The sequence below is a fragment of the Microcystis ichthyoblabe FBCC-A1114 genome, assembly GCF_050500245.1.
Classification (GTDB): Bacteria; Cyanobacteriota; Cyanobacteriia; order Cyanobacteriales; family Microcystaceae; genus Microcystis; species Microcystis ichthyoblabe_A.
Genome location: NZ_CP191408.1, coordinates 2872904 through 2889638 on the forward strand (window position 1 = coordinate 2872904; position 16735 = coordinate 2889638).

Here is a 16735-nt window from a genome sequence, read left to right on the forward strand (position 1 = left end):
GCCTATTTCTAGGAGTCAAGAAAAAATAGTGTCGAGAAAATTCAAATTTTCTCGAGATATTTGGGTACTCTAACTAGGGAAAGCTGACTTGATCTAGTGGAGCAGAAGGGGGGGATAATGGCCAATTTTTAGCTTGGACTTGGTTCTTTCACCAAAATTGATTACAATATCATCATCAATAGCTGCTTCCTCTGCTCCTATCCAGTTAGGATTAACCTCGGTCTGAACACAGATAATCAGGTTAATATTAGTGCAGAAATAGCTTCTCTCCCCCTCGATTTTCACCTGTTCTGGGTAAATTACCCAGTTAGGATCGTTTATAGACTGATTTACTGCCTTGATCGATACTAAATAAAATCAGGTGAAAAGATCAAGATTATTGGCTTTGTTGATCACCAATTCCCTTAGACCTGCCCCAGAAAATCTATGGTAAGTTTTTTTAAGAAGCTATTGACAAAAAAAACTCAAGGTATTGGGTTAGAGATTACCCCAGAGCGCCTTAACGTGGTTCAGATCGCCAAACAGAAACAAAATTATAAATTAGTTAAATGTTGTTCGTCGGATATCCCAGAAGGCATCTTTGAGGAGGGAAAAATCGTCGATTCCGTCGCTTTAGCGGAATTAATCCAAGAAGTCCTCAAGGAAAATAAAATTAACAGCAAACGAGTCGCTACTGCTGTCCCCATGCGCGAGTCAATTATCCGGATTATCCCTATTCCCTCGGAATTGGACGAGGAGGAATTGCGCGATCTGGTCTTAAATCATGAAGCTAATTTATACCTTCCCTATCCGCGGGAGGAAGTGGATATCGACTACCAAAAACTGGGCTACTTTCAGGATGAAGACGGCATCGAAAAGGTGCAGGTTTTGCTGGTAGCTACTCGTCGGGAGATCACCGATGCCTATCTGGAGACCCTGCAACGGGCAGGATTACAGGTAGATGTGCTAGAAATTAATAGTTTTTCCCTAATTCGGACGATTCGCGATCAGTTGCGACAGTTTAGTTCCAATGAAGCTACCGTTATTGTCGATATAGAATTTGATAACACGGAAATTGCCATCGTGGTGGACGGCGTTCCCCAATTTTCCCGCACTGTCCCCATCGGCACTTTCCAGCTACAAAACGCCATTTCCAGGGCGATGAATTTGCCCACCCCCCGCAGTCCTGAGATTCTTTTGGGGATGACAATCCCGATCACTGCCTTTGATAGTCTTGACACCAATACCGGTGCTTCCAGAACCTTTACTACCGCCGGGATTGCGGCACTGATGCGGGTTTTAGGGGAATTAACCGATGAATTGCGGCGATCGATTAATTTCTATCTTAACCAAAGTGATGAACTGGAAATGGAAATTGTCCAGTTACTTTTAGCCGGTCCCGGGGGCGGTTTAGCGCAACTAGACGAATATTTTACTCAACGTCTCAACGTCCCCACCACGGTAATCGATCCCATCACATCACTGAACTTAGATACAACTCAAGAGATTCCTAATGCCGAAAGACCTGGTTTAGGAACAGTCCTCGGTTTAGGATTGCGGGAGGTTGACAATTAGCTAACGTTTTGTTAACATACACTTACATACGCTACTAATTAGGGTTGGCTGAATAATAGTAAAACCCTTTTAAAATAAGACTTTTGACCTGTTAAAATCCAATGTTCATGCTGCGAAAATCGGATTGGGACATTCAAAAACCTGGCCTTATTCTTTTTTTAGTAGATAAACTGGTACAAAGAAGCAGGGCAACAAAGCCTGAAACTCCCGACTCCTGACGACCGGCTACTCACTCCTAACCCCACCAACAAACTTTTTCAGCAAACCCTAAATAAAGAGGTTTTGACAACCAAATTAAAGCATATCTAAAGAGTTTTGGGTTAAAAGTTAAACTTCAGGTTTTCATTCATAACAAATGAACTAACTAATTTTTTGGGGAAAATTAGTTAACCCATGACCATAACATATAATTAATTGGCAAGAGTTCTTTTGATGAAAGGCTATGGGTATCAGCATCCTGAGAATCTGGGCAATCGCAGCTAACAGTTTTCGCGAGGTTATTCGCGATCGCATTCTTTACTTTATCGGGTTTTTTGCCTTGTTGATGGCCTTCGCTTGGCGTTTATTACCAGAAATTGCGGTGGGAACCCATCAGAAAATCTTTCTTGACTTGGGATTAGCCGCTATCGGACTATTAGGGGTAATTGTCGCGGTTTTTGTGGGTACAGGGCTAATTAATCAGGAAATTGACAAGAGAACTATTTTAGTTTTGATTCCTAAACCCCTGAGTCGGGCCGAATTTATCCTTGGTAAACACTTGGGTTTGTCCGGGGTTTTAGCGGTGATGTTGGGGGTAATGTTGGTGATTTACCTGCTGATGTTGCTGGGGATGAAAGTATCTTTTCAAGCTTTACCCCTGATTGTCTCGGTTTTCTATCTCGGTTTGGAATTAATTCTGATCGCAGCCGTGGCGATCGCTTTTGGGGTATTTACCAGTTCGATTTTAGCCACGCTAATGACTTTTGGGGTCTATCTAATGGGTCACATCAGCAAAGACCTGATCCAATTGGGTATAATCAGCAAAAATCCCAATATTCTCGCTATCACCAAAAATATTTATCTAATTCTCCCAGATTTGGAAAGATTAAATTTTAGAAATGAGGCCGTTTATGGTTTGCTCCCTAGTGCTGATGTCTTAATCGCTAATGCCCTCTACAGTCTCGTTTATACTGGTCTATTATTGGGTATCTCCATCCTCATCTTTTCACGACGACAATTTTAAATGGGGTTGCCGAATGTCATCGCCATCGATTAGTTTATAGAGATGATTAGCCATGAAATTAAAGGCCCAACTGCATATTTTAAGTCGAGAAGCGGTCAATTACGGACTGGCAACCGTGGTCATGGACGAAGCGGTTAATCCCGTCCTTGCAGCTTTTGCTAGACAGTTAAAACATTTACAATACTATGTAGTTCAGAATAGCCAAGGTGATTGGTTACTAACCACCTTAGCTCATCGGCAGCAGCCAGAACAGGAAAAAAGGGTGATCTATGCTTTTGCTACGGAAAAAATGGCCATATCTGCCCAAAATACTGCTAATTCACCCCTATCAACGCTCCTGATTCCTGTAACCCATCTTTTATTCCAATTATTTGCCGTAGAAAAAGTAGATAGTATTATTTTTCTGGAAAATGCACACACCGCTCAAACAGGAAAAGAAATCTCCCGGATCCAATTAAAGGCTAATATTGAAAAACAACTACAAAAACTGGGGACAATTCCTGCCAATCTTGCTTAATTAGTTATCCTTAATCAAGGCGAATTAGATGTCATACTAAATCCGTTGAGTATAGGCTACATATCAGGAGAGGCAATAGGCACTCTTGCAATAGGCAAAAGGAGAAATAGATAATCAGTCTGTAATAACGAGATTTAGCATTACCACCAGAGACTTTTTAAGCTGGCAACTTGAGTCTAGCCTAATCAGGGAGATTATTTAGAGCCGATCGTATAAACAAGCACCTGAGCCAAACGGCTAGGAGCATATCGGTTACTATAGAGAGTGTCTATTTTCTCAAAACCGACCTATGCTGCGAGAAGATCTTAAGAAAGAATTAGATAAACTAAACGATGATCAACTGAAAAAGATTGCTGATTTCATAGCCGACCTTGAGTTTCAGTCTGGACAAGTCCCATCGTCTGTTCCGCTTTGGCAAAGAGCAACACCATCCCAGAGAGCTAGGGAATTGCGTGAATGGGTGTTACAACTTCCCAAAGATAGTCCGAGTCTAGGAGATGAAGCCTTTAGTCGCGATAGTATTTACGAATGATGACGAGATATTTACTTGACACTAATATTGTTATGCGATTGTGCAATTGTTCCGACCTACAGCATAAGCTGGCAACCAATGCAGTTTCTCGTCTGCTCATGCAATCAGATGAATGTTTCCTTGCGACACAAGTAATAATTGAGTTTTGGGTTGTTGCCACCAGACCAACTGAAGTCAATGGTTTGGGTTGGTCTGTAGAACAAACCAGAAGCATGATAGATCAACTTCTCGCTCGTTTTCCAGTCTTGGCAGAATCTCGGCAGATTTTTACAAATTGGCTGAACTTAGTCACAACTAACAGAGTGATGGGTAAACGCACTCATGATGTTCGTCTCGTTGCGGCTATGCTTGCCAATGAAATGACACATCTGTTGACCTTTAATCCCAGTGATTTAGCGGGTATATCAAGTATTACCCTAACTCATCCACAAGATTTGAACCCGTTTGATACTAATGAGCCATAGTGTTGGCGAGCGCCGCATAACTCAATCGTTATCAATAGGGAAAAGTTAATTATCTGCAATGGCCTTTTTTACTCTTACTCAGATTACCATGACCGAGCCAACCCGATTAAACTATCACGATACCTATTCTTGTCCCGTCTGTCGCCATGGTAAAATTGCCACTTTACCCCTAATGGAAGCCTATGCTTGTAACTTTTGTCAACACATTTTTACTGCTAATTTAGAAAGACAGCTTTTAAAAATGGCCGATAGTCAATTACCCTTAACTTGGTATTGGAATGGTAAGTATTGGCAGGGTTTACCGAGAGAAGGAATCGAGATGGCAGGTTTTTACTTAATTATCGGTTTAGGATTTGTGATTTTTCCCACAGCAATTGTGGCTACGGGAGCCTATCTTTTTCCTCCAGTCGAGGGGAGTCCTTTGTCATGGGTGCCTCTATTTTGGTCGATTTTAACCTTTATTTGCCATGCTATTTGTTTACTCTGGTTAATTATCGAATATTATCAGTTTCCCGTTAATATGTATCTACGGGCCTTAGCCCGTCGTTGGCAAAATTCTTTTGTTACTAGATTATTATCCTAGGGTTATTTAACTGCTCCAAAGTCTGACTACAAAAATTTGCTTCCTCTAAATTTTCCTTTTTAAGAGGGACTTAGATTCAATCTGTAATTTGCCTAGAGAGAATTGGTATAAAAGAGTGATTAAAGACGGCAAAAACTTAATCAGAAAGGCTAAATTTTACTCGACATTGACTAACCTTAAAAAGGTTGAAAATAATTGACAGATTTTTTATTGTTAGGAGCGATTAAATAATCGTACAGATATACTTTATCGAAAGAATCTATAGTTGAATTAGTCAGGGGTTTAAAGGAAAATTTCTTAGCTCCTGCAACAATTGGGGTAGTTGTGCGGACAAGTTTCCCATCTTTTTCCTGTAACAAAATAATTTCCGAAGTTTTAACTTGGCGAGCGGGTTCCCAGGGATAATAAAAGAACAATAATCCATTGTCGTTATTTAAAGCTATTTCTCCATTGGCAGCGATTTTTAGCTGCCAATCAGGATTGAGTTTATATAGTTTAGGAACGTTTTTCCATTGCCAAGGAAATTGATAAAGTTGACCGACTACACTGGGCATAGACCAAGCAAAAGGATACAACTGACTTCCCCAAGGTAGACTAGGAGCATCGACTAAAATAACTTGTCCATCGTTCAGATCGGGGGCTAATTGTATAACATCAGCCCAAAAAGCTTGCTGATATTTCCAACTTAGTTTATTTTGCTGTTGCACGATAATTCCAAATCCAATCAACAAAGAAAAATAAGTCGCTAAGAGGAGAGCCGCAAGATTTTTTTGCCGATAACTATTGGCTAAATAAACAATCAAATAGCCAAGAATTCCCCCAAGAATAGAAGCTCCAACCACGGCAGCCGCATGAACACGGGAATCACGTCCACTAATGAGGGTAGCAGGAACGGTAAAAGTTAAGGGATAGGCCAAGAATAAGAGACTTATCCCCAAAAGGCTCAACTGTTTAATTATCGGCCAATTTTCCCCACTATTCAGTCCCGAAAAACGAGAATTTTGTAAGAATAGCCATAGCAACATAAGTAATGAAAGAGACACAAAAATTAACAATTCTCCCCTGAGATTATGCAAAGTTTGCCAAGGACGATAGACAAATGTTCCTAAACAGACAAATGGTCCGGTAATTATTTGACGAATCGGAGTAGAAATAGCGGTTGCTATATCTAAGTCTCCAACCCGGCCATCACCAGTCAACTTTCTGAGAATTAAAACCACTAGGAAAATCGTACCTAAGATGAATAGATGTTTAATTAATTCTTTAAATATCTCCGACTGAGGCTTTTTGGTTAGAAAAGGTGCGGTGATGAACAGCAAAAAACAGGTCTCATAACTAAGAAAAGAAGCAGTAATCAATAGGTAAGACCAAAATTTTTTATCGTTTAGATAACTTAAAAAAGCTAGTAAAAGAAAGGTTAAGGCGGGCAAAATGTGAATATGAGTGAGAAAAGCCCTAGTGTTATCGGCAGGAAATAAAGTAAATGCAAGGGTACCCGTCAGGACAAAAATAGGTTGATTCCAGAGACGTTGGAGAAATAGATAAAAGAGGATATTATTGGTTAATGCCAATAGATAGGCACTTATATAAATAAGCGGCAATCCTCCCAATTTTCCAGCAAAGTATGCAGAGAAGAAGAGGATGTTAAAGCCGACAACTCTACCTTGAAAAAATGCTAAATTCATGTTCTTAACAGAGTCAACAAATCTGGAAAAGTCCATGGTGAGTATGTTACCGATGAAAGCGTAATCATCTTCGTATAGACCCAAGTGATTAAAATACCAAAAGTGGGCGATCCAAGTAATCAATGCAATGGTTAAAAATGTAGTAATTTTCAATGATTTATTATTCAATAACGTCATTGATTTTCCTATAGCTTGTGTAGTCATAAATAAATATTTTATGTGAAATTTACAGCTTCAACAGGCTGAGCAATTGAATTACCTAGTGGTTCTTCGGTTTCTGTTATGCAATGTACGGGGGTTATAAGGGACGGAACCCTTATAGAGAAAAACGTTTGGCGATTTTTGTCAATTGTTTTTGATCTAGAGCGAACTAATCAATTAAATCTCTTGCCAGATAAGGATTTAGTTTATTTATGCCACCCTATCGAACCATAAAAAGTAACGAAGAGCCTACCTAGTTAAGCTTGCTTTCTCTTGTTGGAAGAATTATGGATTCTTTCTGATAATATATCAGTGTTTAAACTCTGTCAAGGCGAGATTGTACTAAATCCTGTTTAAAAGGTATAAGGTACAGGGGAGAAGGGAGCAGGGGAGAGGGGAGATAGGAGACAGGAGATAGGAGTCAGTAGTTAACTGTTCAGTGAAAACTCAAATTTGATAACTGATAACTGATAACCGATAACTGATTACTGTTCCCTAAATTGTCCCTAAAGGACAAAATTGACCCGATAATTCTAGTTTATTGTTTTGCAGCAGATATAAACCGTACTCAATTCCTTCTACTACTGCTTGATAGGAAGCTTCTAAAATATTACTAGACACTCCCACAGTAGTCCATCTTTGTTGACCGTTACTGGACTCGATTAAAACCCTAGTTTTCGCTGCCGTCCCCGAACCACTATCGAGAATTCTCACTTTATAATCGGTCAGGTGAAAGTTAGCAATTTCGGGATAGAATTTGACTAAAGCCTTTCTTAAAGCCCGATCTAAAGCAGCCACTGGACCGTTACCTTCGGCCACTTCTAATAAATCTTCCTCTTTTACCTGTACTTTAATTGTCGCAATCGCATTACCACTATCCCGGAGCATATCACAATAAACTTGGAATCCTTTTAATTCAAAAAGGTGACTTCTCTGTCCCAAAGCTTCCCGCATTAATAACTCAAAACTAGCTTCGGCTGCCTCAAATTGATAACCCTGACTTTCTAAGATTTTTAAACGTTCCAATATTTGCCGACAGGTGGGATCATCTTTATTTAAATCGATGCCAAAACTGCGCGCTTTCGCTAAGACATTACTTAATCCCGATTGGTCAGAAATGACGATGCGGCGCTGATTCCCGATCGCTTCTGGATTAATATGTTCGTAGGTGAGGGGATTTTTCGCCACCGCAGAAACGTGAATACCGCCTTTATGGGCAAAAGCGGAACGTCCGACGAAGGGAGCATGATCATCCGGGGCTAAATTGACCATTTCGCTGATTTTTCGGCTAGTTCCCGTCAATCGGCCTAATTGATTTTCTTCTAGGCAAGAAAAGCCCATTTTTAACTGAAGATTGGGAATTAAAGTACATAAATTGGCATTGCCGCAGCGTTCCCCATAACCGTTAATTGTGCCTTGAATCATGCGTGCGCCCTCGTTAACTGCCGCTAAAGAGTTAGCTACGGCGGTTCCTGCATCATTATGAGCATGAATGCCTAATTGAGGCGCATTTTCCTCATCAGGATCGATACCCAATTGCTCCCGCACTTTCTCCACAATAGGGGCGATTTCTTGGGGTAAAGTGCCACCGTTGGTATCACAGAAAACTAACCATTCGGCCCCGGCATCCCTGGCGGTTTTGAGGGTTAAAAGGGCGTATTCGGGGTTATTTTTGTAACCATCAAACCAATGTTCGGCATCATAAATGACTCGTCTTCCCTGACAGCGTAGATACTCGATCGTATCTCCTATCATGGCTAAATTCTCCTCCAAACTGGTTTTTAAGCCCTCTGTGACGTGCAGATCCCAAGATTTGCCGAAAATTGTCACCCAACGGGTTCTAGCTGCGAGAATGGCGGTTAACATCGGATCTTCTCGGGCTTCGACATGGGGGCGACGAGTGGAACAAAAAGCGACTAATTCCGCTTGTTTTAGGGGTTTTTCGTGCATTTTCCAGAAAAATTGACCGTCTCTAGGGTTTGCGCCCGGCCAACCGCCTTCGATAAAAGGAATACCCATCCGATCTAATTCCCTAGCGATTTTAATTTTGTCTTCTAGGGAGAGGGAAATACCTTCTCGCTGGGCCCCATCCCGGAGAGTAGTGTCATAGACCCAAATGCGCTTACCATTGTTCATAGAAATAGTCAATAGGTGTTAATATTAATTAATAACTGTAGCGACTTAAAATCACGCCCCTAATGCCTAGAATAACAGTTTACGGTCAAACAATCACCTGCGATCGAGGTGAAAATCTCCGTCGTATATTATTAAAACATGACATTTCTTTGTATAATGGCGGTTCCAAGTTAATCAATTGTCGCGGCATCGGCAGCTGTGGAACCTGTGCGGTGGCAATTGTGGGCGAAGTTTCTGCTATCAATTGGCAGGAAAAAGCTCGTTTTTCTTTACCTCCCCATAACCCCAATAATAACCGTCGTCTTGCTTGTCAAGTCAAAGTTTTTGGTGATATTGAAGTGACTAAATACGATGGTTTTTGGGGACAAGGAGACTCAGTGATCAGTGATCAGTTATCAGTGATCAGTGAGCAGTATTAAGTGTTAAAGTGTTAAAGTATTAAGTGGCAAGTTCGGAGCCTTCTTTTCACTGATTAATGATTACTGTTTACTGTTTACTGTTCACTGTTTACTGTTTACTGATTAAGGTTATCAAATGAACGAGACAATAACTTTTCGGATATCACCAATAATTCGGGTAACTTTATTAAGTTTATATGTGGCGTTAACCATCCCTTTACCCTTTTTAGCAAAAGTCACTAATTCCCCCGTTAATCCCAATTTTCTTTGGTTAGGAATCAGCTTAGGATTAATCGCTTTATACGGAGCTTTAAGTGAAAGAGTCATTTTATCAGAGACAGGGATACAAGTTACCTATCCCCAATGGTTTCCTGCTTTTCTTCGCTCTGGTTGGTGGTTAAATTGGACAGATATAAAAGAACTTAAATGTCGCAGTACAGGACAGGGTGGTTTAGTTTATTATTTCCTTGATCGCTCCGCAGAAAAAGCCTATTTATTGCCGATGCGAGTGGTGGGATTTAATCGCATGGTCAAAATAATCGAGGAAAAAACTAACTTGGATATGACTGATATTCGCCCCCTTTCTCAGCCTTGGATGTATGGAATTCTTTTTATTCTCACCCTATTTTTATTATTAGTCGATGGGTGGACTATTGCTACGGCGAGAACTATGATTCCCTAATAAATTCGGCTCAAAACGTAATCCACTAGCTCGATTAACACCTCTTTTGATGGAGAAGAAGCTAAACAGTCAAGGTGTTTTAAGGCACTTTGACCGTATTGATTGGCTAACTCTTTTGAGCGAGGAATCCCTTGGCTAGAGTGAATAAAATCAAGAGCTTTTTCGATGTCTCCTTCCTGACTAAATTCCCGTTCGATTAACACTTCTATATAGGGATTTTCCTCCATAGCAAAGAGAGCGGGAGCAGTGATATTACCACTGATCAAATCGGAGCCAGAGGGTTTTCCTAATACTTCCGTGGGGGAGGTAAAATCGAGAATATCATCGACGATTTGAAAAGCTAATCCTAAATTGCGACCATAATTATATAAATGATGATTAACTTCAGCCGATTGCTCGCTTAATACCCCAGCGGCTTTGGCACTATTGGCAATTAAAGAAGCTGTTTTGTAGTAACTTTTTTCTAGATAAGCTTCCAGGGAGATACTGGTATCAAAGCGATTAATTCCCTGTTGAATTTCCCCTTCAGCAAAATCGCGAATCACTTCTGAGAGCAATTTTACCACTTCTAAATTATCTAAATTAGCTAGATACCAAGAGGATTGAGCGAAGAGAAAATCCCCCGCTAAAACCGCCACGCGATTGTCAAATAAACTGTTAACGGTGGGAACACTGCGCCGCAATTCTGCCTCATCTACCACATCATCATGGACAAGACTGGCAGTGTGAATCATCTCCGTGATTTCCGCTAATCGACGATGACGGGGAGTGATATCCCGGTCTAACATGGTAGCGCGAGATACCAGCAACACGATCGCCGGTCGAACGCGTTTACCACCGGCCTCGAACAAATGTTCTGCTGCCGCCGCTAAAATGGGATGACGAGCGCCGACGAGATTTTTTAAGTTATCGGTCAAAAGACGGAGATCATCGTCAACGGGTGCGAATAAAGAAGTTGTTGGGATCATTGGTTAGCCAATTGGCGAGATAGTTACGAAAGTTTACATATCCTTACATTTATTTTAAGCTAACCGTCCAGACTAGGGAAGGGGAAGCATCAGTGATCAGTGATCAGTAAACAGTGAGGGGTTGGAGGTTGGGGTTTTGGGGTATTAGTTGAAATTTCCCCATCTCCCCCCACACCCCACACCCCACACCCCACACCCCACACCCTACACCCCACACCCCACTTCCCTCATCCCTAATTTTTTTCCTGACAAAACCCTTGTCATTGTCAAGACTCTAGGGTAACTTGTATATAAAAATTAATAAAGCGAGAAGTATTAGAACGATGTTGAGACTAATTAGCGACTTTGACGGCCCGATAATGGACGTATCGGAGCGATATTACCAAGTTTATCAATACTGTTTACAGAAAACCGCCTATAAAGGTCAAATTATCGGGGAATTATCGAAAGCGGAGTTCTGGCAGTTAAAACGGGATCAGGTTTCTGAGAAGCGTATCGGGGAAATGTCAGGATTAGATGAAGATCAAGCGCGTAAATTTGCCCATCTTCGTCGTCAAACTGTTCATACTTTACCCTATCTTGTCCACGATCGCCCGGTGGTTGGTTCTTTGGAAACTCTCCAGAAAATCCAAGAGTTAAAGATCGATTTAGTCGTGATGACGATGCGGCGGGTATCTGAGCTAGATCATGCCTTTAATCGCCACGATATCGGTCGTTTTTTCGCCGCTAATCGTCGTTATTGTCTAAATAACAATTACACCAAAACCAACGACGTGCGCGACAAAACCCTGCTTATGGCTAAGGCCGCTAAAGAACTGCCGGCGGCTGCCGATACTTGGATGGTGGGGGATACGGAAGCGGATATTGCCGCCGCTAAGAGCCAAAATATCAAGGTTATTGGCGTATTATCGGGGATTCGCAGCCGTTCCCGTTTAGAGAGCTACGAGCCTGATTATATCGTCAATAACCTTGGGGAAGCAGTGGACGTGATCTTAGGATCCCTACGAGCGTTCGGTTAACGGAAAAAACTACTAATCACCCAAAAGATCAGAAAAGTGATGAGCGCATAAATTTGGCGATCACCGAAAATATTCAAATCAGCCTTGGCCGCTAAACTGGCTAATCCTGCTCCCAGAGCGACTCCTAGCACTAAACCAGCGAGAGTGAATAGTAAGGCGCGGCCAAAACGTTTTTCTTTGCGGTTGAAAAAATAGATATTAACGAAAACGCCAAAAGCTAAGAGCAGCGGTAAAAGGGAGCCACTGGGATCGGGAACTAACAGCGTTATTGCTCCTAAACAAGCGTAAATCACTGCTGGTACACCGATATCCTGTGCAGAAGGTGTATCGATTGAGCTTCGCCACCAGTTAGGAGATTTACTGCTAGTAACTGGTTTACTTTCCACCGGAATCGTCAGACGTTCGGGAAAACGAATGCGATCGGGTACTTTAATCCTACCTTCCTGTCGCATCCGCAGTCGATCCATGAGGACAGAATCGTAGGCCGCCTCGATCGATTCGACAATTTTGCTATCATTCTGATACTGTTGCACCAGTCTTTGTTTGGCCTCTTGAATTTCTTCAAAAGAGGATTCTTCAGTAACCCCAAGTTGTTCGTAGGGATTCTGTTCACTCATGAACATACCTCCTTAATTATGCTCCCGATAGTCATGATCTTAACCCGATGTTCTGTAGTTTAACTTGAGATGCAAGCTTATTTAAATTAATTAAGTTTAGCGAAAATCTGGCTAGAATCGATCGCTTCGTAGGGATAACCACTGGCATCTAAAAGGCTTTTTTCGGCGATTTCTCCTTCCTTAACGATAATTAAGCGGTTTTTACCCCCGTAGGCCTTAATTGTGACAATTTCTAAAGCAAATAATCCTGGGGAGAAACGGGGATTTAAGGCCCCATCGTACTCGAATTTGCTCTGCATTAACTGCAAAGCATAGACGCTACTGCTATCAAAGGGTGCTGCCTCCCGCAGGGTTTTGGCCCGCAGCACTGGGATTAAATCGCCAAAAGGAATAGAAATCGTTTGCCAAGTGCGATCAAGTGTATCAAAAGAATAACAGTAACCGATGCCGTCCCAACGTCCTTCACAACGCAGAATTAATTTATAGCGTTTTCCGTCCCCTTGTACCTGTAATTCTATTCCCTCGTAGTTAGATAAATTTAGGGGAGGATTCAGGTTTCTGGTACGAACTGAGGCAAAACCGCCGTTATTTTCAGTTCTAACGATACCAGAAAAGAGAGCGCGTCCTCTGGTTAGGGTTATCTGACTCTCGCTCACTCCTCCCATTACCACATCATCCACCGCACCCCAGATTTCTTTTATATCACTGCTGGGATTGCTAAAGTCAAAGAGGGTTTTTTCGGCGGTTATACCGGCATTTTTCAGTAAATCAAGTAAATTAGCTAAACTATGGCGGTTATTCTCCCCTTGACAGTAGATAATCTCATCAATCCCCATGAACAATTGCGGGGTTTCCAGAGTGAATAAATCGACATTTTCAGCAAATAATTGACGTGCAGACTCGATATTATCGACTAAAGCGCGAATTTGATAGTTTTGCTGCTGTAGTTGAGCGATTACCTTTCTACCGATCGCGTTTTCACCACCAATGACTAAAATAGTCTTCATGCCTTGCTCATTTGTTAGCTGAATTTTTTTATCTTCCCCGAAACCGAGCAGTTTTTGCAGACAACTCCAGAGGGGAATACTATCAAAATAGTCCAGAGTTTGCCAAAATCTCTGAAAATCCCAGTTTTTTGACTCAGCCATAAATTTTATCTCCTTACTGCCATTAATTTTTATTTTATCGAGTTAGTTTGGCTGTTTGAGATCAAAAGCTCTCCTGTAAAAATCAAAAATCTTCCGTTAGGTGAGGAAACTCCGAGACAGGAGGAGAAAAAAGACAAGAGACAACTATCCTACCCATAAAACCGAAGATGATGTCAAATTTATCTGTGCTTTTAGATATTTTGACCCGATAGCGGCTCGAGAACTTACTTTTGCGGGAGGTCTATTAATTTTGACTCTCTTATTCTTCGTCTGATCAGTTTAACTTAATATAGGAGCGATCGATCTTTGTGTCCTTTGTGTCTTTATGGTTCGTTCTATTCGCTCGTACCCAGCAAACCCAAGAGGGCCTATTTTTGCTTTGTTCGATTCCATACTATCTAAGTTTCTAAGCTGATTCAAACTACTAATTTGCCATAACCAGTCTAGAGAGCCAACGGAAGGATGCTGCAAAAGTTGTGGAGTTAATTAACAATCATTCCCGAAAATGTCTTGACTATCGAACCCCCTTTGAGGTATTTTATCAAATACGATCGGATAGTGATGCAATTCAGATTTGAGTTTACTGCAAATTTTTTTAATCATCATGCCACAACAATCCTTAATCCCTAAAACCCCGACAGAGCAAGCCATCCCCAATCCCCTAGCACAAAATAGTTTAAATGTCAAGCTTTTTAGAAAAATATTCTTATTGTCTCCCCTGTTGTTTTGGGAATTATTTGGTTTAGAAGTTAGCTCGGTGAGAGCAGTAGAAAACCTACAATGTCCCGTCATTTCTAGGGAAGAGGTTGATACTAATGCTCTCCAAAGAGAAATTGCTAATTATTCGGCCACTCTGCGAGTCTATCCTAGCGATCTGGGTACGATTAAACTTTATCTTCAACGGGGAATGGCCCGAGAAAAAATCAACGATCAAAACGGTGCGATCGATGATTTTAGTCAATACATTTGGTATAGTAATTATCATGCTCCCGCCTTCAAAGATAGACAGTTACTAGCTGAAGCCTATTACCAAAGAGGTGTGTTAAAGTTAGCCATGGCCAAGGATCAGCATCAGCTAAAATTATTAGAAGCTGCCCGCTCAGATTTTCAGCAAGCCTTTAAATATAATCCCAATAAAAGCGAAGTTTACTTTAACCTAGCAATTATTGCCTCTTTGCTCAATCATCAATCCTTAGCTTTAGATTATTACCAGCGTTTCATCGGTTATGAAACTGAGAATTATCGCGGCTATTATCATCGAGGAAACCTTTACTCTCACTTAGGCAATTATGCGGCGGCTATCAAAGATTATAATCTGGCCATTTCATACAAACCCGATCTAATTGAAGGCTATTATAATCGGGCCATAGCTTTAGAAAAAATAGGCGGCAAAAGAGAGGCTTTTAAGGATTATAAAATCGTTTTAAAATGCTCACCTAACTTATTTTTAGCCAAGAATGCTCCTAGCAGTTATCAAAACCGCGCCAGAGTACAAATTGAAATGGCTGACGAGGAAGTAGAATTAGCCAATTTATCGAATAATTCCCCCGAAGGATATCAAACAGCGATCGAGTATTATAATGGAGCCATCAAAGACTTAGCACTTGTCATCCGTATTAATCCCAACTACGATAAAGTTCCCCATGCTAGAGCATTTCTTAAACGGGGTTATGCTCACCTAAGACTCAACAATAATCAAGGGGCAATTCAAGATTATAACCAAGCAATTTATCTGCAACCCCAAGACGCAAAAGCCTATGTATATCGTGGGTTAATGCGAGCCAATAAATATCAAGAATACGCAGGAGCTTTAGAGGATTTTACTGCGGCAGTGGCACGAAATCGTCATGATGCAGCCGCTCACTATCATCGGGGGTTAGTGCTGTATAAATTGGGGCGTTATCAGGAGGCTGTAGATAATTATAATATTGCCTTAGCCCAAGATGATCGGATTAATACACCTAGTTTTACTTCTCGCTCTGTCTGTAGCGAAAATATCCAAGAATCTGCCGACAAAAATTATTTTTATAACTCCAGAGAAACCGATTTTCGTCCTAATTATAACGTCTCTTGTCATGCTCAAGCCCGGGGAGATGCTTATTTTGCTTTGAAAAATTTTGCCGCAGCCGAAAGAGATTATACTACTTATATAGTTGCCCATCCTAACGATCCAGAAGGGTATCATAAACGGGCCAATGCGCGTTTTGAAAAAGGGGATAAACAGGGAGCGATCGAGGATTATAATGTATTTCTACAAAAAGTCCGCGATGCGAGAATTTTCTATAGTCGTGGTAATAGTAGCGCTGACGTGGGAGATGATCAAGGAGCGATTACAGATTATCTGCAATCTTTGAGCATTAGTCCTATCGATGTGACAGTGTATAGTAATCGGGGAAATGCACGCACGGATACCGCTACTATTCCCGATAATGTACAAGTAACACCGAGAATATCGGAGAATCCGATCGCCTATAATAATCGTGGTATTATTCGACGACAAACTGGTGATAAAGAGGGTGCTTTAGAGGATTTAGATAGGGCAATCAGCTTGAATTCCAATAACCCAATCCCCTATAATAACCGGGGAGTTATTCGCTTTGATTTGGGAAATAATACTGGTGCTTTGGAGGATTTAAATATGGCTATTGCTCTCCAGTCTAACTATGCTGAAGCTTACTATAATCGAGGTTTAGTTAAGGAAAAAATGGGCGATAGGAAGGAAGCAATCGCTGATTATCAATTAGCAATTACTTATCAGCCAAATTATGGCGAAGCTTATTATAATTTGGCGCTTGCCACCTACGATGATACAAATCCTAGTAGTCGAGTAGGGAGCCTTAACTATTTGCAAAAAGCCGCTAATGCCTTGATAAAAACTGGTAATTTAGAACTGTATGAACGTGCGGTAGAATGGATGTTAAAAATGCAGTAATTTCTCTAAAAAATAGGCCCAGTTTTGACAAAGGCTTCAAGATTTGGCTATTTCAAGCCTTCAAAGAGCGGGGGAGT

General features: G+C 41.2%; 15 protein-coding genes and 1 pseudogene. 11 read left to right on the forward strand and 5 right to left on the reverse strand.

What is annotated here, in order from left to right; translation table 11 throughout:
* Positions 1-426: 426 nt before the first annotated feature.
* The 6 genes from pilM (at position 427) to ACQY1Y_RS13855 (ending at position 4872) form a co-directional block, all read left to right on the forward strand.
* Positions 427-1554, forward strand: a complete 1128-nt coding sequence (gene pilM / locus ACQY1Y_RS13830; protein ID WP_002792188.1) for a type IV pilus assembly protein PilM — start codon at positions 427-429, stop codon at positions 1552-1554.
* Positions 1555-1996: 442 nt separating this feature from the next.
* Positions 1997-2776: an ABC transporter permease gene (locus ACQY1Y_RS13835; RefSeq protein ID WP_024968879.1), complete on the forward strand. Its 780-nt coding sequence runs from the start codon at positions 1997-1999 to the stop codon at positions 2774-2776.
* Positions 2777-2828: 52 nt separating this feature from the next.
* On the forward strand, positions 2829-3293 hold the full coding sequence (locus ACQY1Y_RS13840) for a hypothetical protein (RefSeq protein WP_002749361.1): 465 nt from the start codon (positions 2829-2831) through the stop codon (positions 3291-3293).
* Between the two features lie 289 nt (positions 3294-3582).
* Complete coding sequence (locus tag ACQY1Y_RS13845; protein ID WP_002775464.1) at positions 3583-3825, forward strand: hypothetical protein; 243 nt, start codon at positions 3583-3585, stop codon at positions 3823-3825.
* Positions 3822-4289 (forward strand): type II toxin-antitoxin system VapC family toxin, encoded by a 468-nt coding sequence (locus ACQY1Y_RS13850; protein ID WP_004158093.1) that lies wholly within the window; start codon positions 3822-3824, stop codon positions 4287-4289. The genes ACQY1Y_RS13845 and ACQY1Y_RS13850 overlap by 4 nt, the downstream gene beginning before the upstream one ends.
* Before the next feature lie 88 nt (positions 4290-4377).
* A complete protein-coding gene (locus tag ACQY1Y_RS13855) occupies positions 4378-4872 on the forward strand; it encodes a hypothetical protein (RefSeq protein ID WP_190357261.1) in 495 nt (164 codons plus the stop codon).
* A gap of 176 nt (positions 4873-5048) precedes the next feature.
* Here ACQY1Y_RS13855 and ACQY1Y_RS13860 read toward each other — a convergent pair whose 3' ends face one another.
* On the reverse strand, positions 5049-6761 hold the full coding sequence (locus ACQY1Y_RS13860; protein ID WP_430012962.1) for a hypothetical protein: 1713 nt from the start codon (positions 6759-6761) through the stop codon (positions 5049-5051).
* Between the two features lie 492 nt (positions 6762-7253).
* Positions 7254-8894 (reverse strand): citramalate synthase, encoded by a 1641-nt coding sequence (gene cimA, locus ACQY1Y_RS13865; protein WP_002733550.1) that lies wholly within the window; start codon positions 8892-8894, stop codon positions 7254-7256.
* Between the two features lie 62 nt (positions 8895-8956).
* Between cimA and ACQY1Y_RS13870 the strand changes: the two genes are divergently transcribed.
* Both ACQY1Y_RS13870 and ACQY1Y_RS13875 read left to right on the forward strand, forming a co-directional pair.
* Entirely contained in the window at positions 8957-9313 is a 357-nt protein-coding gene (locus ACQY1Y_RS13870) for a 2Fe-2S iron-sulfur cluster-binding protein (protein WP_430012963.1), read from the forward strand.
* A gap of 115 nt (positions 9314-9428) precedes the next feature.
* Positions 9429-9974 carry a hypothetical protein gene (locus tag ACQY1Y_RS13875; RefSeq protein ID WP_430012964.1) on the forward strand — a complete coding sequence of 182 codons (546 nt, stop codon included), beginning with the start codon at positions 9429-9431 and terminating at the stop codon, positions 9972-9974.
* On the opposite strand, the gene sds is transcribed toward ACQY1Y_RS13875, so the two are convergent.
* Positions 9971-10942, reverse strand: a complete 972-nt coding sequence (sds, locus tag ACQY1Y_RS13880; RefSeq protein ID WP_130758215.1) for a solanesyl diphosphate synthase — start codon at positions 10940-10942, stop codon at positions 9971-9973. The two genes, ACQY1Y_RS13875 and sds, sit on opposite strands and share 4 nt — an antisense overlap.
* A gap of 323 nt (positions 10943-11265) precedes the next feature.
* On the opposite strand from sds, the gene ACQY1Y_RS13885 reads away from it, so the two are divergent.
* Positions 11266-11961 (forward strand): HAD family hydrolase, encoded by a 696-nt coding sequence (locus ACQY1Y_RS13885; RefSeq protein ID WP_002775478.1) that lies wholly within the window; start codon positions 11266-11268, stop codon positions 11959-11961.
* Here the strand turns inward: ACQY1Y_RS13885 and ACQY1Y_RS13890 are convergent.
* Positions 11958-12578, reverse strand: a complete 621-nt coding sequence (locus ACQY1Y_RS13890) for a CPP1-like family protein (RefSeq protein ID WP_002732774.1) — start codon at positions 12576-12578, stop codon at positions 11958-11960. The two genes, ACQY1Y_RS13885 and ACQY1Y_RS13890, sit on opposite strands and share 4 nt — an antisense overlap.
* Positions 12579-12664: 86 nt before the next feature.
* Positions 12665-13726, reverse strand: a complete 1062-nt coding sequence (locus ACQY1Y_RS13895; protein ID WP_287235050.1) for a CIA30 family protein — start codon at positions 13724-13726, stop codon at positions 12665-12667.
* A 476-nt stretch (positions 13727-14202) separates the two neighbouring features.
* On the opposite strand from ACQY1Y_RS13895, the pseudogene ACQY1Y_RS13900 reads away from it, so the two are divergent.
* Positions 14203-14304 (forward strand): annotated as a pseudogene (locus tag ACQY1Y_RS13900) (IS30 family transposase); the annotation flags it as partial.
* Positions 14305-14330: 26 nt separating this feature from the next.
* Positions 14331-16658, forward strand: coding sequence for a tetratricopeptide repeat protein (locus ACQY1Y_RS13905; RefSeq protein ID WP_430012965.1), 2328 nt, complete (start codon positions 14331-14333; stop codon positions 16656-16658).
* The last annotated feature ends 77 nt before the right edge of the window (positions 16659-16735 follow it).